17 protein-coding genes are annotated in these 26,332 nt (G+C 66.4%); 6 read left to right on the forward strand and 11 right to left on the reverse strand.

Annotated features, from left to right (window positions below; all coding sequences use genetic code 11):
- Positions 1-169: 169 nt before the first annotated feature.
- Positions 170-1,375 carry a CaiB/BaiF CoA transferase family protein gene (locus tag BLP96_RS09465; RefSeq protein ID WP_089685473.1) on the forward strand — a complete coding sequence of 402 codons (1,206 nt, stop codon included), beginning with the start codon at positions 170-172 and terminating at the stop codon, positions 1,373-1,375.
- A 10-nt stretch (positions 1,376-1,385) separates the two neighbouring features.
- On the opposite strand, the gene BLP96_RS09470 is transcribed toward BLP96_RS09465, so the two are convergent.
- A complete protein-coding gene (locus BLP96_RS09470) occupies positions 1,386-2,150 on the reverse strand; it encodes a DUF3750 domain-containing protein (protein ID WP_089685475.1) in 765 nt (254 codons plus the stop codon).
- A 6-nt stretch (positions 2,151-2,156) separates the two neighbouring features.
- The gene (gene ppsR, locus BLP96_RS09475; protein WP_089685478.1) at positions 2,157-2,990 is read right to left on the reverse strand and encodes a posphoenolpyruvate synthetase regulatory kinase/phosphorylase PpsR; all 834 of its coding nucleotides are present in this window, start codon (positions 2,988-2,990) and stop codon (positions 2,157-2,159) included.
- Positions 2,991-3,225: 235 nt separating this feature from the next.
- On the opposite strand from ppsR, the gene ppsA reads away from it, so the two are divergent.
- Together ppsA and ggt are read left to right on the forward strand one after the other, a co-directional pair.
- Complete coding sequence (ppsA, locus tag BLP96_RS09480; protein ID WP_089685555.1) at positions 3,226-5,598, forward strand: phosphoenolpyruvate synthase; 2,373 nt, start codon at positions 3,226-3,228, stop codon at positions 5,596-5,598.
- A gap of 127 nt (positions 5,599-5,725) precedes the next feature.
- Complete coding sequence (gene ggt / locus BLP96_RS09485; protein ID WP_089685481.1) at positions 5,726-7,555, forward strand: gamma-glutamyltransferase; 1,830 nt, start codon at positions 5,726-5,728, stop codon at positions 7,553-7,555.
- A gap of 5 nt (positions 7,556-7,560) precedes the next feature.
- Here the strand turns inward: ggt and BLP96_RS09490 are convergent, their stop codons facing one another.
- The 4 genes from BLP96_RS09490 to acnB form a co-directional block, all read right to left on the reverse strand.
- A complete protein-coding gene (locus tag BLP96_RS09490; protein WP_089685483.1) occupies positions 7,561-9,444 on the reverse strand; it encodes a glycerophosphodiester phosphodiesterase family protein in 1,884 nt (627 codons plus the stop codon).
- A 118-nt stretch (positions 9,445-9,562) separates the two neighbouring features.
- Complete coding sequence (rraA, locus tag BLP96_RS09495) at positions 9,563-10,051, reverse strand: ribonuclease E activity regulator RraA (RefSeq protein ID WP_089685485.1); 489 nt, start codon at positions 10,049-10,051, stop codon at positions 9,563-9,565.
- A gap of 108 nt (positions 10,052-10,159) precedes the next feature.
- Entirely contained in the window at positions 10,160-12,232 is a 2,073-nt protein-coding gene (locus tag BLP96_RS09500; protein WP_089685487.1) for a sensor domain-containing diguanylate cyclase, read from the reverse strand.
- Between the two features lie 257 nt (positions 12,233-12,489).
- Complete coding sequence (acnB, locus tag BLP96_RS09505; protein ID WP_089685488.1) at positions 12,490-15,093, reverse strand: bifunctional aconitate hydratase 2/2-methylisocitrate dehydratase; 2,604 nt, start codon at positions 15,091-15,093, stop codon at positions 12,490-12,492.
- Positions 15,094-15,421: 328 nt separating this feature from the next.
- Between acnB and BLP96_RS09510 the strand changes: the two genes are divergently transcribed.
- Together BLP96_RS09510 and BLP96_RS09515 are read left to right on the forward strand one after the other, a co-directional pair.
- Positions 15,422-16,069: a MiaE family protein gene (locus BLP96_RS09510; RefSeq protein ID WP_089685490.1), complete on the forward strand. Its 648-nt coding sequence runs from the start codon at positions 15,422-15,424 to the stop codon at positions 16,067-16,069.
- A 30-nt stretch (positions 16,070-16,099) separates the two neighbouring features.
- Positions 16,100-20,020: an ATP-binding protein gene (locus BLP96_RS09515; protein WP_089685492.1), complete on the forward strand. Its 3,921-nt coding sequence runs from the start codon at positions 16,100-16,102 to the stop codon at positions 20,018-20,020.
- Between the two features lie 49 nt (positions 20,021-20,069).
- Here BLP96_RS09515 and BLP96_RS09520 read toward each other — a convergent pair whose 3' ends face one another.
- On the reverse strand, positions 20,070-20,333 hold the full coding sequence (locus BLP96_RS09520) for a YkgJ family cysteine cluster protein (RefSeq protein WP_089685494.1): 264 nt from the start codon (positions 20,331-20,333) through the stop codon (positions 20,070-20,072).
- Between the two features lie 128 nt (positions 20,334-20,461).
- Between BLP96_RS09520 and trhP the strand changes: the two genes are divergently transcribed.
- Positions 20,462-21,877, forward strand: coding sequence for a prephenate-dependent tRNA uridine(34) hydroxylase TrhP (gene trhP, locus BLP96_RS09525; protein ID WP_089685496.1), 1,416 nt, complete (start codon positions 20,462-20,464; stop codon positions 21,875-21,877).
- Between the two features lie 39 nt (positions 21,878-21,916).
- On the opposite strand, the gene BLP96_RS09530 is transcribed toward trhP, so the two are convergent.
- From BLP96_RS09530 to yacG, 4 genes are all read right to left on the reverse strand, one after another.
- The gene (locus BLP96_RS09530) at positions 21,917-22,723 is read right to left on the reverse strand and encodes a universal stress protein (RefSeq protein ID WP_176761498.1); all 807 of its coding nucleotides are present in this window, start codon (positions 22,721-22,723) and stop codon (positions 21,917-21,919) included.
- Positions 22,713-25,124 carry a Lon protease family protein gene (locus BLP96_RS09535; protein ID WP_089685557.1) on the reverse strand — a complete coding sequence of 804 codons (2,412 nt, stop codon included), beginning with the start codon at positions 25,122-25,124 and terminating at the stop codon, positions 22,713-22,715. Before BLP96_RS09535 ends, BLP96_RS09530 begins: the two co-directional genes overlap by 11 nt.
- 98 nt (positions 25,125-25,222) lie before the next feature.
- Positions 25,223-26,104: a DNA replication terminus site-binding protein gene (locus BLP96_RS09540; protein WP_089685500.1), complete on the reverse strand. Its 882-nt coding sequence runs from the start codon at positions 26,102-26,104 to the stop codon at positions 25,223-25,225.
- A gap of 1 nt (position 26,105) precedes the next feature.
- The gene (gene yacG / locus BLP96_RS09545) at positions 26,106-26,324 is read right to left on the reverse strand and encodes a DNA gyrase inhibitor YacG (RefSeq protein ID WP_089685502.1); all 219 of its coding nucleotides are present in this window, start codon (positions 26,322-26,324) and stop codon (positions 26,106-26,108) included.
- Between the last annotated feature and the right edge of the window lie 8 nt (positions 26,325-26,332).

The following is a 26,332-nucleotide window of genomic DNA, read 5'->3' on the forward strand; positions in this document are numbered from 1 at the left end:
AGGGGTGAGGAGCGCTGCTCCGAACGGGCAGGCCATGGATGGCCTGCACCGGCCCTGCAAGCGGCGCAGGACGCGAAAGCGCCGCAGGGCCTAGCGTACAGGAAGGTATTCACAGCGCCTCCCCGTAGGCTTGTTGCCGGATCAGCCCCGAGTGAGCAAGGAGCTCAAGATGAGCGGACCGCTGGACGGTATCACGGTACTCGATATGTCGCGTGTGCTGGCGGGCCCCTGGGCCGGCCAGTTGCTCGCCGACCTGGGCGCCCGGGTGATCAAGGTCGAGCATCCCCAGCGCGGCGACGACACGCGCGGCTGGGGGCCGCCATGGCTGGCCGAGGACGACGACCTCGACAGAGTCGCCGCCTACTATTTGTGCGCCAACCGCGGCAAGCGATCGCTGGCCGTGGACATCGCCACCCGCGAAGGCCAGGCGCTGGTGCGGCGTCTGGCCGCTGGGGCCGACGTGATGCTCGAGAACTTCAAGGTCGGTGGCCTGGCCAAATACGGCCTCGACTACGCCAGCCTGAAGTCGGAGAACCCGCGGCTGATCGGCTGCTCCATCACCGGTTTCGGCCAGGACGGCCCCTACGCCCAGCGTGCCGGCTACGATTTCATGATTCAGGCCATGGGCGGACTGATGAGCGTCAGCGGCGAACCCGATGGCATGCCGATGAAGACCGGTGTGGCGATCACCGATGTGATGACGGGGCTCTACGCCACCGTTGGCGTACTCTCGGCGCTGCACGAGCGTAACCGCACCGGAGAAGGTCGCTATATCGACGTGGCTCTGCTCGACGTCCAGGTGGCGGCGCTGGCCAACCAGGCGCTCAATGCCCTGGTCAGCGGTGCCTCGCCCGAACGTCACGGCAATGCGCATCCCAACATCGTGCCGTATCAGGCCTTCGCCTGTGCCGATGGCCATCTGGTGCTCACCGTGGGCAACGATGGCCAGTTCGCGCGCCTGGCCGAGCTGCTCGGCCACCCCGAATGGGCGACGGACCCAGCCTATGCCACCAATGCCGCCCGGGTGGGCAATCGCGAGAAGCTGGTGCCGCAGTTGCAAGCGATCCTGCTGACCCGCGGCCGCGATGCCTGGCTGACGGACCTCGAGGCACGCGGCATTCCCGCCGGGCCGATCAATACCGTCAGCGAGGTCTTTGCCGACCCACAGGTCGAGCATCGCCGCATGCATCGCACCCTGCAGCGCGGCGAGCTCGCGGTGCCGCAGGTGGCCAACCCGCTGCGCTTCGACGGTGAGTCCGCCACCAGCGAGGTGGCGCCGCCGCGCCTGGGCCAGGACAGCGATGCGATACTCGCCGAGATGGGGCTGACTGCCGATGACATCGCACGGCTGCGCCGTGAGGGAGTGGTGCGCTGAGGCATGCGGTTCAGCAGTGGGCGGGCTGGGTGCCTCGGGCGAGGCCGGGGATCGCGATGCTGCCGAGCCCAGGCAGCTTGAGCTCGGGAGCGAGAGGGTCGATGCCGATCACCAGGCCGGCGATATTCACCTCCAGCCCTTCCGCAGCGCCCAGGGTGGCGCCGAGCACGCCGCCGAGCGACAACTGCAGGCCACTTCCTCCGGGGGGGATGGCGACGAGCTCGCGGCCCAGATAGTCCTTGCCGATGGCCGTGGCGGGCAGGGCGACGTCGAGTTCCGGCACCTGGCGCACCAGCCAGGCCACGAAGGTGTTGCTGTTGGGGCCGGGCCAGGTGCGGTAGACGTCGCGATAGGGATAGTCGGGCAGCAGCGATTCGATGCGCCCGATGGCCGCTGCGGCCGGTGGGCCGCACAGCGTGGCGTGTACGCTCGGAGTGCTGCCGAACCAGGCTCGGTCGGGAGTGCCAGGTCGCGAACTCAGGGTAGGGCGCCGCCACCCGGTCACCTGGTGGACGGTGTAGCCCGCCGCGTCCTGGGGCTTGGTGGCGATCCAGGTATGCACGGCGAACAGCCCGCGCCAGTCGAACGCCCGGGCGGAATAGACCTGAACCACGGCTTCGCGGGTGCGCTGCGGGTCGGGGGCGAGTCCGGCGCTGGAACGGTCGGCGCTGCGCCAGTGGCCCTGCAGATTCACTTCGCCGCTCAGCCACAGGGCGGTGGGGCCGGTGGCGAGCAGGACCAGCACGATGGCGGTCATGAACAGCCAGCGCTTCATGGTATGTCAGTGCGGCGAGAAACGGCGGTGGAGCCCCGTCTCGGCGATCATGCGGGTGGAGATCTCCTCGACCGAGAAGCGCGTGGTGTCGATGAACGGAATGTGCATCTGACGATACATCGCCTCCGCCTGCTGAACCTCCTGCATGCACTGATCCATCGAGCTGTAGCGGCTGTTGGGGCGGCGTTCGTGGCGAATCGCCGCCAGCCGGCGCGGGTCGATGGTCAGGCCGAACAGCTTGTGGCGGTGGCTGGCCAGTACCCGTGGCAGCTTCAGCGTGCCGTCTTCGTCCTGATCGTCCTCGGTGAGCGGGTAGTTGGCGGCGCGAATGCCGAACTGCAGTGCCAGGTAGAGCGAGGTGGGCGTCTTGCCGCAGCGCGAGACGCCGATGAGAATGATGTCGGCCTTGTCGTACTGGTGAGTGCGTGCGCCGTCGTCGTTGTCCAGGGCGAAGTGCACCGAGTGGATGCGGTCCATGTAGACGTCGTCGCGGCCGATGGAATGGGTGCGTCCCACGCTGTAGCTGGAGTGGGTGCCCAGTTCCTCCTCCAGCGGTTTGAGAAAGGTGGAAAAGATGTCGACCTTGAAACCGAGCGCCTCGCGGATCACCGCGCGCACTTCCTCGTCGACGATGGTATCGATGATGATCGGCCGTTCGCCATCGCGTACCGCCGTGGCTTCGATGACCGCCACCAGCGAGTGCGCCTTGTCGAGCGTGTCGATGTAGGGCTTGGTGAGCATGCGGATCTCGACGTCCTCGAACTGGGCGAGCAGGCTGCGACCCAGGCTCTCGGCGGTGATACCGGTGCCGTCGGAAATGAAGAAGGCGGTACGGGGCATGGCGAGGTAGGCTTTCGTAACGGGGCGATTCGCCCATTGTCGGGCCTGGCGCTTGCGTCGGCAAGCCGGCTTCGCGCCGCCACTACAGGAACCCGGCCGGACCGGTCGCTGTTGTAAAAATCCTCCACTGCCTTCGATGTTAGACCAATGGCGAATATGACGCCGAGCGGGTAAGGTGGCGACCATCGCATTGGAGCCTGCCGCGGGCGCGGGCATCGCAGATCAAGGGGGTCTCGTGGAAGCTAACATCCTGTGGTTCGATCAGCTCGGCATGGACGATGTGGAGCGCGTGGGGGGCAAGAACGCCTCGCTCGGCGAGATGATCTCCAACCTATCGGGAGCCGGGGTGACCGTCCCTGGCGGTTTTGCCACCACGGCTCATGCCTATCGCGAATTTCTCTCCCACGAAGGGCTCAACGAGCGCATCAACCAGGCGCTGGCGCGCCTGGACGTGGACGATGTCGGAGAGCTCGCCCGCGTGGGCGCGGAGATTCGCCAGTGGGTGATCGACACGCCGTTGCCCCCGCGCTTCGAGGCGGAGCTGCGCGAGGCCTATGAGGCTCTGGCCGCCAAGCACCCCAATCTCAAGGTGGCAGTGAGAAGCTCGGCCACTGCCGAAGATCTGCCCGACGCCTCCTTCGCCGGCCAGCAGGAGACCTTTCTCAACATTCAGGGCTTCGACAACGTCAAGCGCGCCGTGCACGAGGTTTTCGCCTCGCTGTTCAACGACCGCGCCATCTCCTACCGAGTGCATCGTGGCTACGCCCACGAGAACGTGGCACTTTCCGCGGGCATCCAGAAGATGGTGCGCTCCGAGACCGGCGCCGCCGGGGTGATGTTCACCCTGGACACCGAGTCCGGCTTCCGCGATGCGGTCTTCGTCACTGCCTCCTGGGGCCTTGGCGAAACCGTGGTGCAGGGCGCGGTCAATCCCGACGAATTCTACGTCCACAAGCCGACGCTGGCCGCCGGCCGGCCGGCCGTACTGCGCCGCAACCTCGGTTCGAAGCTGATCAAGATGGTCTACACCGACGACGCCAGCGCCGGAAAGTCGGTCGACACCGTGGACGTGCCGCTGAAGGATCGCGGCCGTTTCTGCATCGATGACGGTCAGGTCATGGCGCTGGCCCAGCAAGCGGTGACCATCGAGCAGCACTACGGTCGCCCCATGGACATCGAATGGGCGCTCGACGGCGACGACGGTGCCCTCTACATCGTCCAGGCGCGTCCCGAGACGGTGGTTTCGCAGCAGGAAGGCGGCAAGCTAGAGCGTTTCCATCTCAAGGAGAAGGGCCGCACCCTGGTGACCGGACGGGCCATCGGTCAGCGCATCGGACGCGGTGCCGTCAAGGTGGTCTTCACCCCGAACGACATGGACAAGGTGAACGCCGGCGACGTGCTGGTGACCGACATGACCGACCCGGACTGGGAGCCGATCATGAAGCGCGCCTCGGCGATCGTCACCAACCGCGGCGGGCGCACCTGCCACGCCGCGATCATCGCCCGCGAGCTGGGCATTCCCGCCGTGGTGGGCTGTGGCGATGCCACCGAGTCCCTGGCCGACGGCCGTGACGTCACCGTCTCCTGCGCCGAAGGCGATACCGGCCACGTCTACGATGGCCTGCTGGAGTTCGACCGCCGCGTCTCCAGCGTCGATGCCATGCCCGAGATCCCCTTCAAGATCATGATGAACGTGGGCAATCCGGACCGAGCCTTCGGCTTTGCCGGGTTGCCCAATGCCGGAGTGGGTCTGGCGCGTCTCGAGTTCATCATCAATCGCATGATCGGCGTGCATCCCAAGGCGCTGCTCGAGTACGACACCCTGCCGCTCGACCTGCAGCAGACCATCGATCTGCGTACCGCCGGTTACAGCGACCCGGTGAGCTTCTACGTCGACAAGCTGGTGGAGGGCATCTCGACGCTGGCCGCCGCCTTCTATCCGCAGCGGGTCATCGTGCGTCTCTCGGACTTCAAGTCCAACGAGTACGAGAACCTGATCGGCGGCAAGCTCTACGAGCCGGGCGAGGAAAACCCCATGCTCGGTTTCCGCGGCGCCTCGCGCTACGTATCAGACGCTTTCCGGCCGTGTTTCGAACTCGAGTGCCGGGCGCTAAAGCGCGTGCGCGACGTGATGGGGCTCGACAATGTCGAGATCATGGTGCCCTTCGTGCGCACCACCGACGAGGCGCGCGAGGTGGTCGATCTGCTGGCCGCCAACGGTCTGGCCCGTGGCGAGGGCGGTCTCAAGGTGATCATGATGTGCGAACTGCCGGCCAATGCCCTGCTCGCCGACGACTTCCTCGAGCACTTCGACGGTTTCTCCATCGGTTCCAACGACCTGACCCAACTGACCCTGGGCCTGGACCGCGATTCGGGCATCGTCGCCCATCTCTTCGACGAGCGGAACCCGGCGGTCAAGAAGCTGCTCTCCATGGCTATCCAGGCGTGCCGTGCCAAGGGCAAGTACGTGGGGATCTGCGGCCAGGGGCCTTCGGACCATCCGGAGCTCGCCAAGTGGCTGATGGATCAGGGCATCGATTCGGTGTCGCTCAATCCGGATGCGGTGCTGGAGACCTGGTTCATGCTGGCTGGCGAAACCCTCGCCTGAGCCGCCAAGTCTCTCCGCCCGACGCCCTGCGTCCGGCCGACGCGAGTCCGCCGGGCGCAGGGCGTCGGGGAATCGCCTATGCTGTGTGTCTCCCCCTGACAAACGACGATGACGAGGAGAGTCGCGCATGGGTGTTCCACCAGTTTTCGTGTCTCGACGCTGGCCGTTCGCCGGTCTGGCCGCGGTGCTGCTGTCGCTGTCCTCCGGCCTGAACGCCGAGGCGGATTTTCAGTATCGGATGCCGGCCATCGAGCCGGAAGCGGCTTCCGAACGCGAGGACAAGCCAGGGTGGGCCACCGAACGTTTCGCCGTGGCCGCTGCCAATCCGCTGGCCACCGATGCCGGCTACCAGGTGCTCGAGGCGGGTGGTTCGGCCATCGATGCCGCAGTGGCCGTGCAAATGGTGCTGACGCTGGTCGAGCCCCAGTCCAGCGGCATCGGTGGCGGTGCTTTCCTGATGCACCATGACGGCGAGGACGTCGTGGCCTACGGCGGGCGAGAAACGGCTCCCAGCGGTGTGGACGAGACGCTTTTCCTCGACGAGGAGGGGGAGCCGCTCGACTTCACGGCGGCCGTGGCGAGCGGCCTTTCTGTCGGGGTGCCCGGCACCGTGCGCATGCTCGAGCGCGCCCATCGCGAGCATGGCCGTCTACCCTGGGCGGAGCTCTTCGAGCCGGCCATCCGCCTGGCCGAGGAGGGGTTCGCGGTCGGCCCGCGCCTGCATGCCAGCCTGGATGGCGATGAGTTGCTGCGTGACGATCCGTTGGCCGGCGTCTACTACTATGACGAGGAAGGCAAGGCTCTGCCGGTCGGCCACGAGCTCAAGAATCCGGCGCTGGGGGCCATTCTGCGCGTGATCGCCGAAGAGGGGAGCAGTGGCCTGCACACCGGCCGCATTGCCGAGGATCTGGTGTTCCGCGTGCAGAATCACCCCGAGCGTTCCGGTTCGCTGTCGCAGGAGGATCTTGCCAGCTATGCCGCCAAGACCCGGGAACCGTTGTGCACGGCATGGCGCGACTACCGGGTATGCGGCTTCCCGCCGCCTTCGTCCGGGCACCTGACCATCATGCAGATTCTCGGCATGCTCGAGCGCTTGCCGGCACTCGAGTCGCCGCTGGCCGAGGGGCGGCCGAGCGATGCGTGGCTGCATCGTTTTCTGGAGGCTTCGCGGCTGGCTTTCGCCGACCGCAACCAGTACATCGCCGACCCTGAGTTCGTCGACGCACCGGGCGGTGACTGGGAAACCCTGCTGGCTCCCGACTATCTATCCTTGCGTGCCGAGCGTATCGGCGAGCGGAGCTTGGGCAGCGGTGGAGCCGAACCGGGCAACCCCGGCGCGCTGGAAATCGCCTGGGACATCCAGCCTACCCAGCCCGAAGCCGGTACCAGCCATATCAGCATCGTCGACGAACACGGCAACGCCCTGGCCATGACCACCACCATCGAGCAGGGCTTCGGCTCGCGGATCATGGCGGATGGCGGTACCGGACTGCCGGGTGGCTATCTGCTCAACAACGAGCTCACCGATTTCTCCTTCTCCCCCGAAGGCGAGAATGGCAAACCCATTGCCAACCGGGTCGAAGCGGGCAAGCGTCCGCGTTCCAGCATGAGCCCGACGCTGGTCTTCGACCGCGACAGCAACGAGCTGGTGGCCAGCCTCGGCTCCCCCGGCGGCGCGGCGATCATTCACTACACGGCCAAGACGCTGGTGGCCATGCTCGACTGGGGCCTCGATGCCCAGCAGGCCCTGGAACTGCCCCATGCGGTCACCTTGGGCGGGCCGGTGTTTCTCGAGGAAGGCGGTTTTCCTGCCGCGACGCTGGACGCTCTCGAGGCGCTTGGCCATGAGGTCAGCGAGCGCGAGCTGGTCAGTGGCCTGCAGGCGATTCAGGCTACCGAGGAAGGGTTCTTCGGCGGTGCGGATCCGCGGCGCGAAGGTGTGGTGATGGGAAAGTAGCACGGTCAACTGGAGAGCCAGTTGCGCAGCTTCACCAGCAGCAGCTCGCCGTCGCTCAGTTCGCTGCGCTGATCCATCAGGGCGGCGAGCCGGTCGGGGCGATCGGTGATGATGGCGTCGACCCCCAGGTCGATCATGCGCGACATCTCGCGTGGATCGTTCACCGTCCAAGCGTGCACTTCATAGTCGAAATGGCTGGCCAGACGAATCTCCCGCTCGGTGATTCGGTTGTAGCGCAGGCCCAGGGCATCGAAGCCGCGACGTTCCAGCGTGCCGGGAAGAATCAACTGGGCCAGCAACGTGATACGCAGCGACGGCTCGCGCAGCCTGATCGCCTCGATCAACCAGGGTTGGGCGACGGCCAGGCGGGTTTCGCCGATGACGTCGGGATTGCCGCAGTGAGCGGCGCTGAGCGGCACACTGAGCGTTGCCCGGCAGGCATGTCTCAGTGCGGCTTCCTGCTGCATGGCTTCGACTACCGCCTCGGCCAAGGCCACCTCGCGGCCGGCATCCGGCTTCATGTCGATCATCAGCGTGGCTCGGCCGCGAGTGATGGCGAAGGCATCGGCGAGGGTGGGAATCTTCTCGCCGACGAAGGCGTCGCCAAACCACTGGCCGACGTCGAATTCGCGGAGCTCCTCCAGGGTCAGCTCGCCCACCTGCTGCGGATTGCCGGTCAGGCGTTGCAGGCTGCTGTCGTGGTAAAGCACGACCTCGTCGTCGGCGCTCAGGCGCACGTCGATCTCCACGCTGTCGGCCTGCTCGTCGATCGCCCGATTCACTGCGGAAAGCGTGTTCTCCGGGGCCCTCATGGAACTGCCGCGGTGCGCGATGATGGTCACTTCATCGCGCAGCTCGAAGCTATTGACGATCCACCAGGCCTGGCTGAGCGCGAACAGCACCACCGATAGCTCCACTGCCCAAGCGAGACGCCCGGGATGGGCATCCGCCGGGGGCGACTCCGGATGGGGCTCGCGATGGGCGAGACGCAGATAGAGACAAGCCGACAACAGGGCGTTGGCGGCGATGCCCAGGAAGGTGATCGCCAGGGTGACCAGTACGTAGGCGGCAACGTAGACGAGCGTGGCGGGCACCAGCACGGCGTTGCGTTCCGGCAGCCACCATAGCAGTGGGGCAAAGAGCCGTTCGAACAGATTGCTGGAGATCAGCGGCAGGGCAATGATCGCCAGCAGCAGGGTGATGACGGCGATGGTGAGTGCCCAGGACCTTCCGCGCGTGAGTCGATAGCTACGGCGCAGTGCCGCCAGCGGTCGATGCCTTTCCAGGGTGACGATGGGTAGTGCCAGGATCCAGCGTACGTAGAGGTGGCCGGCGACCACCGCCCACAGCAGCGTCAGCGGCAGTGCAACGCCCAGGTACTGCCAGAATGCCGGAGGACGCACGCTCTGCACGTAGTAGGGATCGAAACCACCGAGAAAGACTCCGTAAAGCCACCCCAGGCCGAGGGCCAGCGGAACCAGCAGGAGAAGATGGGCGCCGACCTGAAGAACCACCAGGCCGGCCAGTGCCGGTAACCGGTGCAGGGTCTGCCACAGCGCGATGAAGGCGAGCTGGAAATGATTGTCTCGGCGGCGTATCGCCACCAGAATCATCCCCGCCTGCTGGAGGTAGAGCACCAGGAAGGTCAGGCCGGTTGCGAGCAGTGCCCATAGCACGCCGCCCGGACTCAACAGCAGGTCGAGCAGTTCGCCGGTGCTGAGGATCGCTCGGTCGAAACGCCCCAGTAGATGGGACAGCGTCCAGGCGACGCCGGGCAATAGCAGGCTCGAGGCCAGCAGGGTGAAGAACAAGTGATAGGCGATCAGCGGCCGCAAGTGTTCACGTAGTGAACGCAGCACGCTGCGAACGAGCGACCTGAATGTCAGCATGTGCGACGACGAGACACGGACATGGCGTCAAGCTTGGCACCGGGGGTGGGTGCCCGGCAAGGTTCGTCGGCGCCACCATGGAGCGGCCCGAGGGAACCCACCCCGTCTGCCCGTGGCATCAAACGTCCAGCGGCAGGCGTTCTTCGGCCACGACGATGCCGTTGTTGTCGGCATATAGCCACTGACCGGGATGCAGCGTCACGCCGGCAAAGGTCACGGCAATGTCGCGGCTTCCTTCGCCGCGCTTCTCGCTCCTGCGCGGATGGCTGCCCAGCGCCTGGACGCCCAACTCGGTTTCGGCGAGTACATCCACGTCACGCACGCAGCCGTACATCACCACGCCGGCCCAGCCATTGTTGGCGGCCTGTTCGGCGAGCATGTCGCCGAACAGGGCGCAGCGCTGTGAGCCGCCGGCATCCACGACCAACACCGCGCCTTCCCCGGGCTCGGCCACCGCCTCCTTGACGCGTGAGTTGTCTTCGAAGCACTTCACGGTTCGCACCGGACCGCAGAAGGCCTCGCGGCCGCCGAAGTTGACAAAGATCGGGTCCAGTACCCGTACTTCAGGATGGGCATCGCAGATGTCAGGGGTGACAATGGCACTCATGGCAGTTTCCTCGTCGGGGCATGGCAGGACAATCATTCCCCCACCGATGATGCCATGAATGGTGGCGGGGAAAAGACGTCTTTGGTTTAGAGGTCGAAGGGCTGGGAGTCAGTCGGCGCTGTGCACGCAGTTGCGTCCGGTCTGCTTGGCCTGGTACATCGCATGATCGGCGCGCGCGACCAGCGTCTTGAGGTCGTCTTGCGGTCGGCAGGCGGCGATGCCGATGCTCGCCGTCACCCGCCCCACTTCCTCGAAGTGCGTGTCCATGATCCGTTGCCGTATTCGCTCGGCCAGCTCTTCCGCCCCCCGCGCATCGGTGCCGGTGGCCAGAACGATGAACTCCTCGCCGCCCCAGCGCCCCAGCCGGTCCGTTTCGCGCAGCGTTTCCTCCACGCGGGAGACCAGCGTCATCAATACCTTGTCGCCAACCTCATGGCCATGATCGTCGTTGACCGCCTTGAAATGGTCGACATCGAAGAGCAGCAGGGCGCAGTCGCGTGAATAGCGCGTGGCGGCGGCAATCTCGTCTTCGATGGCCTGTTCGATACGATAGCGGTTCCACACCCCGGTGAGGCTATCGTGCGAGGCCAGGCGCTCCAGACGGTCATTGACCTGACGCAGCCGAGCGTTGAGCAAGTGTATTTCGTGACTGGCGATGATCGCCGCGAGGTTCTCGGCCAGGTCGCTGGCGGCGCGGCGTTCGCTGCGGCGCCATACTCGGCTGTGATCGCTGACCTTCTCCTGCCATTCGGCGAAGGAACGGCGCGGTGCCAGCACCAGCTTGTCACCGCTCGTCCTGGCACGCTTCTCCGGCTTGCCGGCCCAGCGGCGGGTCGTCACCTGCTCGTTGCGAAACAGCAGCAGCCAGCTGGGTTGCTCGGTATCGATGGGCAGCAGGACGGCCAGCAGGCCGCAAGACTCGCTGCGCCAGTCGGCCAGCGGCGTCTCCTTCAGACAGTGGCTATACCAGGCGCCGGTGCGGTCCGCATGCTCTCCCAGCCAGGTCACCAGACGTTCGAGATTCGCGGCATCGGGAAGCGAACCGCGACGCCCACAGCGGTTACGGTGCAGCAGGGCAAGGCCATCGGCGCGGAACAATTCCAGCCATTCGGTGCCGCGCTGGCTTACGATCAGGTCGGGGTCGATCCAGCGTTCGTGGGCTTTGTTCAACAGCTCGCGACCCACCTGAACGCGTTGCAGGAGATCGCTTTCGTGCTTGCTGCGAAGCAGCATGAGCTGGGGTACGGCGATCAGCACCAAGGCATGCACGGCATCGCGCACGCTGGGCGAGAGAGCCAGCGGTGCATCCAAGGCGTGGCAACTGAGCAGACCGCTGAGGCGCTCTTCGTCATCGTGCAGCGCCACCGAGAGTGCGCTGGCTACGCCCATGTTGGCCAGATATTCCTGGTGGATCGGCGAGACGGCCCGCAGCAGGCCGAGCGAAAGGTCGAGGGGCGGGTCGCTGCCGCCCTCGGGGGGCGCCAGCAGCGGCACCGCCGGCGCCGTGGCATCGGGTATGCTGCGCAATCGGTTGCGATCGTAGAGATGGCGGACCTGGGGAGGGATATCGCTGGCCGGAAAGTGATGCCCGAGCAGGCTGTCGACGTTCTCGGCGAGGCTTTCGGCGACCACGCTGCCGTTCCAGCGCTCGTCGAAACGGTAGATCAACACGCGATCGAAACCGGTGATCTCGCGTACCTTCGCCACCAGCTGATTCCACAGCTGTTCCTGGCCGGTGGTTTCACCCATGGTCATCAGCCAGCGGTTGAGTGTGACCAACAGCCGATGGTCGTCTTCATGCAGCAGCGGCTCCAGCTCGACGACCAGCCATGTTCCGCTGCGATAGGCGGTCAACTGAAAACGGCGTTGTTCGGGGCCCAGGTGGGCGCTGCGGGATTCGGGAACGTCTCCTGGAGAAGCCAGTGCGTGGACGAGCGACTCGTAGAGGGAGTCGCCGAGCAGATGCCGGGGAGATTCCCTCAGCGCCTGCTCGGGGGAAATGCCCAGCACGTCTGCGAGGTTGGCACTCACCTGACGTATCGATTCCTTCTGGACATCCAGGCAGAGCAGGCAGCCATGCGGCTGTATGGCGCCGGGGATGTGGACGGGCTCTTCGGCACAGCCGCTCAAGGCCTCGGCGAGCCGTGACTCGCCGGTAGGGAATGGGGAATGCTCGTTCACGGTCTCGTGAGCCTCGCGCTGGAAGGGGTATGGGTCCCAGGGGCTGTCGTTACGATTGGCACACCCTACCAGTTCCGTACCGTATTGGCATGCTGATACAGGTCAAGTGATGTGCGGGACGCGGTTCCACTGGACGGCGTGAGGCCGGCTCACCGTAGACGAAAAAAGCGCCCCGCAAGGGGCGCTTCCGTATCGGACGCGGCCGTCGCGAACGACGACCTCCGATGGTGCGAGCATCGGCGTCGAAAGACAGGGTATCAGGCTTCCTGGGCGACGGGAATCACGTTGGAAGCGGCGTTCTGATACTCCTCGATCTCATGGAAGTTCATGTAGCGATAGATCTCGCCGGCCATGGCGTCGAACTCGACCATGTAGCGGCGGTACTCCTCGACCGTGGGCAGGCGACCCTCCACCGCGGCCACCGCCGCGAGTTCCGCCGAGGCGAGGTAGACGTTGGCGCCATCGCCCAGGCGGTTGGGGAAGTTGCGGGTGGAAGTGGACACCACGGTGCTCTTGGCGGCCACGCGGGCCTGGTTCCCCATGCACAGCGAGCAGCCCGGCATCTCCATGCGCGCTCCGGCGCGGCCGTAGATGCCGTAGTAGCCCTCCTCGGTGAGCTGATGCTGGTCCATCTTGGTCGGCGGTGCCAGCCACAGGCGGGTCTTCAGGCTGCCGGCCGGCTGCTTCTCGAGCAGCTTGCCGGCGGCGCGGAAGTGGCCGATGTTGGTCATGCACGAGCCGATGAACACCTCGTCGATCTTCTCCCCGGCAACGTCGGAGAGCAGGCGGGCGTCGTCCGGATCGTTAGGCGCGCACAGCACCGGCTGGTCGAGCTCGTCGAGGTCGATCTCGATCACCTCGGCGTACTCGGCGTCCTTGTCGGCGCGCATCAGGCTCGGGTTGGCCAGCCACTCTTCCATGCCCTGGATGCGACGTTCGATGGTGCGGCGGTCGCCGTAGCCGTTGGCGATCATCCACTTGAGCAGAGTGATGTTGGACTTCAGGTACTCGGTCACGCTCTCCTCGGACAGCGTGATGGTGCAGCCCGCGGCGCTACGCTCGGCGGAGGCATCGGAGAGCTCGAAGGCTTGCTCGACGGTGAGGTCCTCGAGGCCCTCGATCTCCAGCACGCGACCGGAGAAGGCGTTCTTCTTGCCCGACTTCTCGACCGTCAGCAGGCCGTCCTTGATGGCATAGAGCGGGATGGCGTGAACCAGGTCACGCAGGGTGACGCCGGGCTGACGCTTGCCCTTGAAGCGCACCAACACCGATTCCGGCATGTCCAGCGGCATCACGCCGGTGGCAGCGGCGAAGGCCACCAGGCCGGAGCCGGCCGGAAAGGAGATGCCCAGCGGGAAGCGGGTGTGGGAATCGCCGCCGGTGCCCACGGTGTCGGGCAACAGCATGCGGTTCAGCCAGCTGTGGATGATGCCGTCGCCCGGACGCAGCGAGACGCCGCCGCGGTTCATGATGAAGTCGGGCAGCGTGTGGTGGGTGTCCACGTCGACCGGCTTCGGGTAGGCGGCGGTGTGGCAGAAGGACTGCATCACCAGGTCGGCCTGGAAGCCGAGGCAGGCGAGGTCCTTGAGCTCGTCGCGGGTCATCGGCCCGGTGGTGTCCTGGGAGCCCACGGTGGTCATCTTCGGCTCGCAGTACATGCCGGGGCGCACGCCCTCCATGCCGCAGGCCTTGCCGACCATCTTCTGGGCCAGGGTGTAGCCCTTGCCGGTGTCGGTGGGCTGTTCGGGAAGACGGAAGACATCGGAAGGTGCCAGACCCAGCGACTCGCGTGCCTTGGCGGTCAGGCCGCGACCGATGATCAGCGGAATGCGGCCGCCGGCGCGCACCTCGTCGAGAATCAGCTGGGTCTTCAGTTCGAAGGTGGTCAGCACCTCGTCGGTGCCGTGCTTGCAGACCTTGCCTTCATACGGGTAGACGTCGATGACGTCGCCCATGTCGAGCTTGGCGACGTCCATCTCTACGGGCAGGGCGCCGGAATCTTCCATGGTGTTGAAGAAGATCGGGGCGATCTTGCCGCCGAAGCAGAAGCCGCCAGCGCGCTTGTTGGGAACGTTGGGAATGTCGTCGCCGAAGAACCACAGCACCGAGTTGGTGGCGGACTTGCGCGAGGAGCCGGTACCCACCACGTCGCCGACGTAGGCGACCGGATGGCCCTTGGCCTTGACAGCCTCGATCTGGCCCAGCGGCCCCTTGACGCCCGGCTCTTCCGGCTCGATGCCGTCGCGCTCGTTCTTGAGCATGGCGTTGGCATGCAGCGGGATGTCGGGACGCGACCAGGCGTCGGGCGCCGGGGAGAGGTCGTCGGTGTTGGTCTCGCCCGGCACCTTGAAGACGGTGAGGGTGATCTTCTCCTCGAGGGCCGGCTTGGACAGGAACCACTCGGCCTCGGCCCAGGAGCGGATGACGTCCTTGGCCACGGCGTTGCCGGCCTTGGCGCGCTCCTCCACGTCGTGGAAGGCGTCGAACATCAGCAGGGTGTGCTTGAGCTGTTCGCCCACTTCCTTGGCCAGTTCGGCATCGTCGAGAAGCTCCACCAGCGAGACGATGTTGTAGCCGCCCTGCATGGTCCCCAGCAGCTTCACTGCATGGATCTTGTCGATCAGCGGGGACTGGGTTTCGCCCTTGGCGATGGCGGTGAGGAAGCCGGCCTTGACGTAGGCGGCCTCGTCGACGCCCGGCGGCACCCGGTTGGTCAGCAGGTCGAGGACGAACTCCTCTTCGCCGGCGGGCGGGTTCTTCAGCAGTTCGACCAGCTCGGCCACCTGCTCCGCATTCAGGGGCTTGGGCGGGACGCCCTCGGCGGCGCGTTCCTCGACATGTTGGCGATAGGCTTCAAGCACGTTGGGGGCCCTCATCTGTGTTGTGGTAGCCGGGGCGGGAGAGTGGCGTAACGCCGCCAGTGCCCCGTCCCGGCCGTGAAACGGTCTTGACGGTCGGTCTTGACAAACCACGGGTCATTGGGTGGCGGGATTCTACGGCAAACTGTCGACAATGTTAAGGTGAGCCGCCGGTCAGGCCCCTAGAACTTTCGGCAAACGAGACCTTGGGCGAACCTCGCGTCATGCCCTGCAGCGTGGGACATCGCCGAACGGAAGGCGCATTTCAGGTGGTACTTTGGCCTCGACCGGGAGCGGGTTACCATGAGCGGTGATTGTGAAGAGGATCGCTATGGCTGCTCCCGATATTTCCCCATCAGTGTCCGGTGCCGAGGAGGCGTTGCTGCCTGCCGACCTGCTCGAGTTTCTCGGCTGTGCCACGCCGCATGCCTGGGTCGACTGGGCGCTCGCCAACCCGGAGCTGCTGCTCATCGATCACGCCCAGTGCGAGAAGAAGGCGGCATCCACCGCCATGAGTCTGCTCTATCGCTATGTCAGCGAACCGCTGCTGCTGACCAAGATGAGCCAGCTCGCCCGCGAGGAGCTGCTGCATTTCGAGCAGGTGGTCAATCTCATGTCGGCGCGCGGCATCGCCTATCGCCACTTGAGCGCTTCGCGCTATGCCGAGGGGTTGCGACGTCATGTGCGCACTCAAGAACCCGATCGGCTGGTCGATATCCTGATCATTGGCGCTTTCATCGAAGCGCGCAGCTGCGAGCGCTTCGCATGCCTCATCCCCCACCTGGATGAGGTGCTTGCCAAGTTCTATCGCAGTCTGGTTAAGTCGGAAGGTCGCCATTACGAGGATTACTTGATGCTGGCGCAGCATCTGGCGCCGTCGCCCATCGAGGATCGAGTGGCCTTCTTCGCCGAGCGTGAACGCGAATTGATCGTGACGCCGGATACCGAATTTCGATTCCATAGCGGTGTACCGGCCTGAAACGGCCGCACCGCCACGCAGGGTGCCAACATGCAGGACGCTTCAGACGTTCACGAGACCGACCGGGACCGGCTGGCGCTGTTTGGCCACTTCTCGCTGTCGTTGGGCGACGATGTCCTGACCCAGTTCAGCTACGACAAGGTCAAGGCGTTGCTGATCTATCTGCTGCTGCATCAGCAGCCGGTCAATCGCGCCAGTCTGGCCGAGTTGCTGTGGCCGGATCAGGGGCTGTCGTCGGGACGTACCAACCTCCGCCATGCCTTGCACTGCTTGCGCCAGTCGCTCGGCGAAGAGGCCGAGCGGGTGCTGGTCGTCTCGCGTCAGACCATCGCCTTTCGCTTGCCGGAGTCGTGGCGCTTCGATCTCCACGTCCTCGACCGGCTGCTTGAGGGGCCGCAAGACGTCGACAACCTCGAAGCGGTGCTTCAGCACTATCGCGGTGACCTCGTCGAGGAGCTGCAGCTACCGTCGTGCACGGAGTTTCAGCGCTGGCTCGTGCAGCTTCGCAACGAGTGGCGCCAACGCGTGATCCGCTTTGCCGAGGCGGTTCTCGAGGCGCATGACGAAGTGCCCGACCGGCTGCTCGAGGCGCTGGTCAGCCGCTTCTCCGGCTACGGGCCCTTTCATGAGCGGCTGGTGCGCCAACTGGCCGAGCAGGATCAACTCGCCGCCGCGCATGAACAGTACAACGCCTACCTGCAGCTGCTGGCGCTTTCCGGCCAGCAACCCGAGCCTGGCTTTCTGCAGCTCGCCCGCTACTGGTCCGACGGTCAGCCCGACCTGCAGGGGATGTCGCCCCAGGGCGCCTTCTCGCGCACGCTGGCCGCCGACAGCTCGCCGCTGCGCGATGACGAGATCGAACAGCGACAGCTGTCGGTGATGGCCATTCGCCTGCGGCTCAAGGGGGAACTCTCCGCCCGCGATGAAGCGCGTGCCTGCCTGACCCTGCAGATCGAGCTGATGCGTTGGCTCGAGCAGCAGTGTCGCCACCTGGGCGGGTTCTGGCTACCCGGTGCCACTGGCGGGCTGGGGCTGGCCTGTTTCGGCACCCATGGGCCCGCCCACCAGCTCGCCGAGCTGGTGGCGCTCTACGAACACTGCCGCCGAGTGCTGCCCGACGAGGTCGCTCGGCACTGGAGCGGAGAGGGCGAACCGCCGCGTATCGAGCTGGCCGCCGGCCTCAACAGCGGGCGCGTGGTCTATCTGCCGGAGCGCCATCTGGTCGATCCCCTGGGGCAGGTGACTCAAGGTTCGGTGGAGCTGATGGATGCCGCCGAGGGCAGCGAGCTGGTGATCTCTCAGGAAGCCAGCCAGCACATGCCACCGGCGCTCGACCTGCAGCCGCGGCTCGCTTCGCGGCTGGTGGCCAGTGACGGCCGGGTGCGCCTGCGGGCGCTGGTCCTGGGCGCGAACGAAGGCGGCCGCGATGCCATGCCGCCGAGCCTCGTGGGGCGGGAAAGCTCCCTGCGCGTGCTGCGCGATGCCCTGGCTCGTGCCGGCATCGGTCTGCGTCAGAGCGTGCTGGTGCGCGGGGCCTCGGGCATGGGCAAGTCGGCGCTCATGGTGGGCTTTCGTCAGTTGGAGCTGAGTCGCGATGCCGCCATTTGCTGGCAGCCCACCACGCGGCTCTCGGTACTCGAACCCTTTGGCGTGGCCCGTGCCCTGTTGCGCTGGCATCTCGGCGGTGAACTGAATGCCGAGGGGCTCGGGGAACTGCTCGAAATCCACACCGACGGGAACCTGGAAGGCGAGCAGCGCGAGCGGCTGGAAGCCGCTCTGGGGGTGCGCCAGTCGTCGGAAGAGACGCAGCTCGCCAAGAGCGGCGAGACGGCCGAGCGTGTAGTGGCGCTGCTGTGCCGGATCATCGAACGGCAAACCGCCGAACGGCCGCTGGTGCTGATGATCGACGATCTGCAGTGGCTCGACGAACCCTCTTTCCGAGTGCTCACCGGCCTGCAGGCACGTCTGCCCATCAACTGTGCCTTTCTGCTGGTGGCTAGCCACCACGGGCGTGAGGCGTTGCCCACCCGGCTGCACTGGGATCAGCAGGTCACGCTGGGACGTCTCGATGCCATGCAGTCGTCGCGGCTGCTGTCGCAGCTGGCGCGCCGCTATCGCCTGCACCTGAGCCCGCGCCTGCGCGGCCAGATCATCGAGCGCTGCGACGGCGTGCCGCTCTACATGCAGGAGATCTGCCGGCGTCTGGAGATGGATCGCCGCGAAGGCCGCAGCGTGCATCTCGAAGAGCTGCCCCGCGGATTGCTGGGGCTGCTCGCCAGTCGCATCGACCAGCTCGACGGCGATCGTGAGGTCGCCCATGTGGCGGCGGTGCTGGGTCGGCGCTTCCGGCTGGACTTCCTGGCCGAATGCAGCGGCTGGGAGATGCCGCGCCTCAATCGCGCGCTGGAACAGATGCGCCGCCTGGAGATCATCGAGCCGGCCAGCGGCGAGGAGGGCGGCCGCGAATTCCAGTTCAGCCACCAGTTGCTGCAGGAAGCCGCCTACCTGTCGTGTCCGCGCGACGTACGGGTACGCATTCACCGCCAGGTGGTCAGTCTCATCGAGGAGCATTTCCCGATGTGGATCAGTCGCCATCCCGGCGACTTCGCCACCCACCTGCGGCGCAGTGGCCACTACGCCCGCGGCGCCCGCTACTTCGAACTCGCCGCGCGCGAGGCGCTGAAGGTCAGCGCCAACCGTACCGCGCTGCGCATGGCCGATTTCGGCCTGGCCAGCCTGCGCCACGTGGAGAATCAGGAGGAGCGCGAGATTAGCCTGCTCACCGTGCGTGGGCAGGCCGCCTTCGCGCTGGAAGGCCATGGCTCGCCCACCGCCCACGAGAGCTTCGTGAAAGCCCGCGAACTGCTGGTCGGACAGGAAGCCGGAGTAGGCGACGACCCGGAAGACCTGGAGCAGGCGTTTCTGGTCAAGTGGGGATTGTGGGTCGGTTGCAGCCAGCGCCACGCCCACGCCGATGCCTTTTCGCTGGCGTCGAAGCTGGCCGACCTCGCCGCGCGACTGGAGGATCCGCGTTACCGTCGCTTGGCGGATTACGCGCGGGCCAATTGCGAATACTGGGCCGGACGAATTCGCCAGGCCTACGAGCATCTCGACGAAATCGATCCCCTCGAGCAGCCGATGCTGATCGAATGGCTGCCGTTCTCCGACCATCCCCAGGTCGCCGCTGCCTGCTTCCAGGGCTGGACCATGTGTCTGCGTGGCGATTACCGACGGGCCGAGCAGCAGGTCGAGGCGGCGATCCGCCTGGCCGAGCGCATCGGCCATCCCGGTTCGCTGGCCATGGCACTGCTGTTCGCCGCCTCCCTCTATCGTCAGATGGGGCACGTTCATCTGGCCGCGCGTCGCGCCGAGCAGGCCGTCGAGCTCACCGAAACGCCGGATCTGCACTTGTGGCAAGTGACCGGCCAGGCCGTGCTCGGCTGGCGTCGCGCGCTTTCCGGCGATCGTGACGGACTGGCGCTGATCGATGAATCCCTCGAAGAACTCAGCGAGATCACCGGTCGCGATCGCTTTCACCGCCCCACGCTGTGGTACAGCGATGCCTGCATCGCCCTGGGCGAGTACGCCCAGGCCGAGGATTACCTCGACCAATGCCTGATGATCGCGCGCGAACGCAGCACGCTCTTCGCTCCCGAGCTGGCGATTCAACTGGCCAAGGTGCGTCAGCGTCTGGGGCATCCCCAGCACGAGGTCCGCCGCCTGGTGGAGGAAGGGCTGGAGGTGGCACGTCGTCATGAGAACCGCCACCTCGAGCTGTGCGCGTTGGAGTCCTGGTTGACGCTGGTCGACGCGCGTGACGCCGCCGCCCGTGAAGTCTGTCGGACGTTGCTGGGCGAGGTGAGCCACAGCGATGCGCCGGTGCTGGTGCGCTGGCGCACCCTCCTCGATCGACGCCAGCCCGTGGCCGTTCAGGTTCAGGTAGAGGAGTGAGTCGTCGGCGGGTGAGAAAAGCAAGCCCACGGCGGGCTCGAGAAGCGGCTCAAGTCGCGAGTTCAAGCGCTGCGATGCGCGCCAGCGCCTGGGCGCGATTCGCGCCGCACAGCTCGGCATCGTAGTCGAAGCGGCGGCAGACCCCGGGGCGGCGAGGGTCGTCGAACAGCCGGCACAGGTTGGCCTCATCCAACTGCACGCAGCGCACCCCTGCAGGTTTGCCGTCCGGCATGCCGGGAATCGGCGAGCTGATCGACGGTGCGATGCAGCAGGCCCCGCAGCCGGGGCGACACCCTCCGATTTCGTCGATCATGGCCAGCTCTCCTCGTACTGAAAGGCGGGGCGCATCAGCCTACGCAATCGGCCATGATCTGGCCAGGATCGGCGCCAATTGCTAGACTCTCGGCCCCTTTTCATCGTCCTGACAACGGTGACCCCCTGATGCAAGCTCCCGAACTGCTCTCCCCGGCAGGGACGTTCAAGAACATGCGCTATGCCTTCGCCTACGGTGCCGATGCCGTCTATGCGGGGCAGCCACGCTACTCGCTGCGCGTACGCAACAACGACTTCAAGCTCGACAACCTTCACAAGGGCATTGCCTACGCTCGTGAGCGCGGCAAGCAGTTCTACGTCGCGTCCAATATCGCTCCGCACAACAGCAAGCTGAAAACGTACCTGCGCGACATGGAGCCGGTGATCGAGGCCGGCCCCGACGCGCTGATCATGTCCGACCCGGGCCTGATCATGATGATCCGCGAGCGCTGGCCCGAACAGCCGATCCATCTTTCGGTGCAATCCAACGTGGTCAACTGGGCAGCGGCCAAGTTCTGGCAACGGCAGGGCATCAGCCGCATCATCCTGTCGCGGGAACTGTCCCTCGAAGAGATCGCCGAGATTCGTGCCGAGTGCCCGGATCTGGAGATCGAGACCTTCGTCCACGGCGCACTGTGCATTGCCTACTCCGGCCGCTGCCTGCTCTCCGGCTACTTCAACCACCGTGACCCCAACCAGGGTACCTGCACCAATGCCTGCCGCTGGCAGTACAACACCGTGGCCGCCGCTCACGACGAGACCGGCGACCTGGTGCCGGCCAACTCGGCCGCGGCCCATGCCGGCAGCGGCGTGTGGACGCCGGAGGGGCAGGGCGGCCTGATCGCCTCGGGCGGTGGCAGCACCCGTCACGGCACGGCCACCGCCGGTGGCGTGGAAGGCCAGGACGAGCTTTCGGCGCTGATCGAGGACGCCACTCGCCCCGGTGAGCTGATGCCGATCTTCGAGGACGAACACGGCACCTACATCATGAACTCCAAGGACCTGCGCGCCGTACAGCACGTCCCGCGGCTCGCCGAGATGGGAGTCTCCTCGCTCAAGATCGAGGGGCGCACCAAGTCGCATTACTACGTGGCGCGCACCGCGCAGGTCTATCGCCGCGCCATCGACGACGCCGTGGCCGGCCGGCCCTTCGACATGCGCCTGATGGACGAGCTCGACAACCTGGCCAACCGCGGTTACACGGAAGGCTTCTACCGTCGGCACGTTCACGACGAATACCAGAACTACGAGCGTGGCCACTCGGTGGGCGTTCATCAGCAGTTCGTCGGCGAGGTGATCGGCTACGATCCGGATCGCGGCACGCTGGAGATCGACGTCAAGAACCGCTTCGAGGTGGGCGACGGCGTGGAACTGATGCTGCCCGGCGGCAACCGTCGCTTCACGCTGGAGCATATCGAGAACCGTCGCGGCGAGTCGGTGCAGGCGGCTCCCGGCTCCGGCCATCGGGTGCGCATCCCGGTACCCGGCGACGCCATTGCGCCCGAGCGCATCGAGTTTGCGCTGCTGATGCGCGACCTGCCGTAGGCGTCTTCCCGGGGCGATTCGACGCCCAGGATGGACGCTTCAGTGGACGACTACCACCGGCAGGGGAATGCGAGCCAGCATGTCCGGGTCTTCGTCCAGCAGCCGGGCGAGCTGGGCTCGGTGCAGCAGCAGGCCACCGGCTTCGCTGCGTGCCAGCAACCGCTCCAGCTCGCCGGCGCAGTGAGCGGTCAGGGGGGCGACGCCATCGAACAGGGCGGCCAGCCAGTTCGGTACCGTTCCCGCCTCGAGCGGATGCCGGTCGTGCTCCACCAGACGCAGCGGCCCGCGTCGGAAGACGTGGCGCTCGTCCCATACGAGCACGGCGCAGGGCGCCTGGAGCAGCAGACGGCGGCTGGTGGAGCCGAGTCGCGGGCCGAAGCGTTCCGACATGCCCGCCTTGCCCATCACCAGAACGTCGCCGGGGGTCGCCTTGGCCAGAGTTTCCGCCACCACCTGGCCGCGGCTCACCTCCAGTCGGTGGCGCAGTTCGTGGCCGGCCACGGCATGCTCCACCGCCTGGTGGATACGGCTGCGCTGGCGGGCGATGGCCGCTTCGAGGCCGGACGTCGAAAGCGGTCGGACCAACCCGGACTGGGCGCCGATCTCGCAGGCAAAGGGGAATCCCGCGCAGCTCAGCAGGTCGAGGTCTTCCACGTAGAGCGCTACCAGCTCGGCGCGACGGCGGCTGGCCAGGTCGACCGCCACCGCCAGCGCTACCAGGCTGTGGCGCGATGCATCGAGCAGGGCCAGCACGCGGGCGAGTTCCGAAGGGGGTGGCCCGGCTCCTGTCCGGCGGTCGGGCGGAGGGGGCGTTGCGCTGCCAGCGTCGGAGCGTTCAGCCATCATGGTCGTCGACCTCCTCGTCCTGACCGCCCTCGTCGCCGTCATTCCCCTCAGCCTTGCGTTTCACCGCCTCGTGGAAGGCGGCGAGGCGCTCCATTACCCCGGCGTTGAGCGTGCCTGCGGGGTAGCGGCCCTCGCTGTCGGCTTCGCCCAGCGGCAGGCCGGTGAGCAGGGTCAGCGCTTGGTCGAGATCCGCGATGGCATAGAGGCGAAACCGGCCGTCGGCAACCGCCTCGCGAACTTCGTTGCCGAGCATCAACTGCTCCACGTTGGTGGTGGGCAGCAGCACCCCGTGGCCATTCAGCTCGCCGCGGGCTCGGCAGATCTCGAAGAAGCCCTCGATCTTCTCGTTCACTCCGCCCACCGCCTGTACGCGACCATACTGATCGATGGAGCCGGTGACGGCCAGGCGCTGGTCGATGCCCGCTCGGGCAATGGCCGAAATCAGGGCGCAGGCTTCGGCCACCGAAGCGCTGTCGCCTTCGACCCCGCCATAGGACTGCTCGAAGGCGAGGCTGGCGGAGAGCGACAATGGCGTGTCCGGTGCGTAGCGGCCGGCCAGGCAGCGCGACAGGATCATCACCGCCTTGGAGTGAATCCGCCCGCCGAGGCGTGCCTCGCGCTCGATGTCGACCACCTGGCCGGCGCCGGGCCGTGCCGTCGCCGTGATGCGCGTGGGCTGACCGAAGGCGAAGTCGCCCAGGGTGAGCACGGAAAGGCCGTTGACCTGGCCCACCTCATGCCCTTCGGTGCGAATGGCGAGGGTACCTCGGACGATCTGCTCGAAGCTGCGTTCGCGCAGGCGGCCGGCACGCCACAGCTGCTGAGAGACGGCCTTCTCCACGTGCTCCCGGGCGATGACCGCGGCGCTGGCTTGGCCTGCCCAGTGGTCGGCCTCCTGCAACAGGTCGCCCAGGGCTCGGTGGCGGGCGGTGAGCTTGCGTTGGTCGTCGGCCAGGCGGCTGGCGCGTTCCATCACCGCTGCCACGCCGCTGCGGTCCAGGGGGCGCAAGGCCGCCTCGCGGGCCTGGGTGGCCAGCATCCGGGCGAACAGCGGGAGGTTCTCGTCGTTGCGCGGCAGGTCGTCTTCGAGATCCGCCTGCACCTTGAACAGTTCCAGGAAATCCGGGTCGTGCTCGCACAGCAGGTAGTAGAGAAGCCGCTCGCCGAGCAGCACCACCTTGAGATCGAGCGGCACCGGTTCCGGCTCCAGGGTCGTGGTGCTGATCAGCCCGTAGGCCTGTTCCAGCGATTCGGTGCGAATCTCGCCGGCGCGCAGCACGCGTTTGAGCGTCTCCCAGGCGCCGGGTTGGGTGAGCAGGGTGCGGGCGTCGAGGACCAGGTAGCCACCGTTGGCGCGATGCAGGCCGCCGGCACGAATCAGCGAAAAGTCGGTGAGCAGGGTGCCATTGTGTACGTGATGCTCGATGCGCCCCACCAGATGCTGGTGGCTGGGCAGGTCGAGATAGACCACCGGAGCGCCGTCCGTGCCCTGGTTGTCGACGATCAAGTTGAGATGGCAGCGGCTGAAAACGGCCTCCGGCGGGATGTCCGGCTCGTCTTCGATGAAGGAGCCGACGTGCGCCAGAATCGCCTCGCGAATCGCCGTCAGATGGGCGAGCACGCCCTCGTGGTTGGCGTAGCGCTCTTCCAGTTCCTCCAGCGGTGTGCCGATGGCCGACTCCAGCATTTCCTCGTTGAGGGCATCGACCTGCTCGCGCAGCTGCTTGGCCAGGCGCGGCATCCGGCGAATGGCGGCGGTGAGCTTCTTCTGCAGGATCGCCACCGTGCCTTCGATGCGTTCGCGGTCATCGTCGGGTAGCTTCTGGAAATCCTCCGGCGACATCATCTTGTCGTCGTCGGCCGCAGGAGCGAAGGTGAAGCCGTTGGGCGTGGAGAGCAGCAGGATGTCGTGTTCGCGAGCCTCGCGGCGCACCGCCTCGATGGCATCGCGCTGGCGCTCGCCCATGGCCTGCTTCAGTTCGTGCAGGCGGTTCTGGTACTCGTCGCTCTCGAATACCGCGGGGATCGCCGTGCGCAGTTCGTCGACGAGGTTGTCGAGGTCGGCGCTCAGCACGCGTCCGGTGCCGGTGGGCAACGACAGGTAACAGGGGCGAGCCGGGTCATCGAAGTTGTAGCGATAAGCGATGTCGGGGGGAGTGGGCTCGTGATGGGAGCGTTCGGCCAAAAAGCGCCCGGTCATGTCGTGCATGCCGTGGCCGGGTTGGCCGAGCACGAAAAGATTGAACCCTTCGCTGCGCATGGCGGTGCCGAAGTCAAGGGCATCCCGGGCGCGGCGGTGGCTGCTGAGCAGGTCCAGCGAGCCAAGTTCGCTGGTGACCTCGAAGTCGAAGAGGTCTTCCGGGCAGGCTCGATAGATCTGCGCGACGGATAGAGGGCTCATGCTGTCCTGCGCATCCACGTCCTGGGTCTCCTTGCCGCATGGCTGTCACCGAATGCCATTCAGTATGGCTGAGCCAGCCCTTCCGCGCATGATACGGGTCAAGCCATGTCCTGACGGTAGCGGTGGATGCGCAGGCTGGGCAGGAAGGGTTCCGCTTCCAGGCGTTCGTCGCGACGTCGTGCCCGGGTGCGTGTCTCGGGCGGGGTGGCGGGGGGCTCGTTGCAGTGTGGCAGCCGGCCGCGAGGCGCCGGGATGAATACCGGCAGGGCGACGTTGAGCGCGCGCCGCGTGCGCCCATCCGCTAACGGTTCGGTGAAAAACAGGTTGGCGCGCATCAGCGGTGCCTGGCCCTGTACCTGGGCGAGCGGTTCGCTGCCGGGAAGCCCGGCCAGCTTGCGCAGCTGGATGCGCACGTGGGGAGCGTCGGTATCCAGAGCGAGCAGTTTCCGTTCCGCCTCGCGCACCGTGAGGCGCTTGATGGAACGCCCACTGGCGTACCAGGCGAGGCGCACCCGCGCCACCGGCGCTTCGGCCACCGGAATCGCCCGCCAGCATTGCTTGAGGTGCAGGCGTGCCAGGCCGCTGCCGCGCAGGTGCTGATGCAGCTCGGGGCGTCGGAAGGGTAGCACCGCCTTGATCTCGGCGATGAGAGGCGGGTGCGCCTCGCGAATGCGGCCGAGCAGGGCGGCGAACTCGGCCTTGGCGACGTTCACCGCAGCGACTCGTTCCAGCAAGGCGTCGTCGGCGGCCACCAGGCCCACGTGGCTACGCGTGACGCGGCCGTCCTGGCCGTCCTGATACCAGAAGTCGAGCAGGGCCTGGCGTAGCCACTCGGTGGTCGCTTCGGCCTGGAAGGCCCAGGCCTCGCCGGGCGAGCGGGCGTAGGCGGCCAACAGCGCCTCGGTGTTTTCGATCAAGGTGTCGAAAGCGGCCTCCAGCTCCGCCAGCAGGCGATACTCCGGGGCGTTTACGTGACTCATCTCAGTCGCCTCGATCGGCGCGGGCCAACCACTCGTCGATGTTGGTTTCGTCAAGGGCCGGTTCGCCGGCGATGCGATGCGACTCCTCGGCCCAGGCGCCCAGGTCGAGCAGTTTGCAGCGCTCGCTGCAGAAGGGGCGGTAAGGGTTGTCCGTTCGCCATTCGACCTTGCGGCGGCACTGCGGGCAGGCGACGGTCAAGGGGGGCTGCGCTTGGCTCATGGGTCCGC

Origin of the sequence: Billgrantia gudaonensis (genome assembly GCF_900100195.1) — a bacterium.
Taxonomy (GTDB): Bacteria; Pseudomonadota; Gammaproteobacteria; order Pseudomonadales; family Halomonadaceae; genus Halomonas; species Halomonas gudaonensis.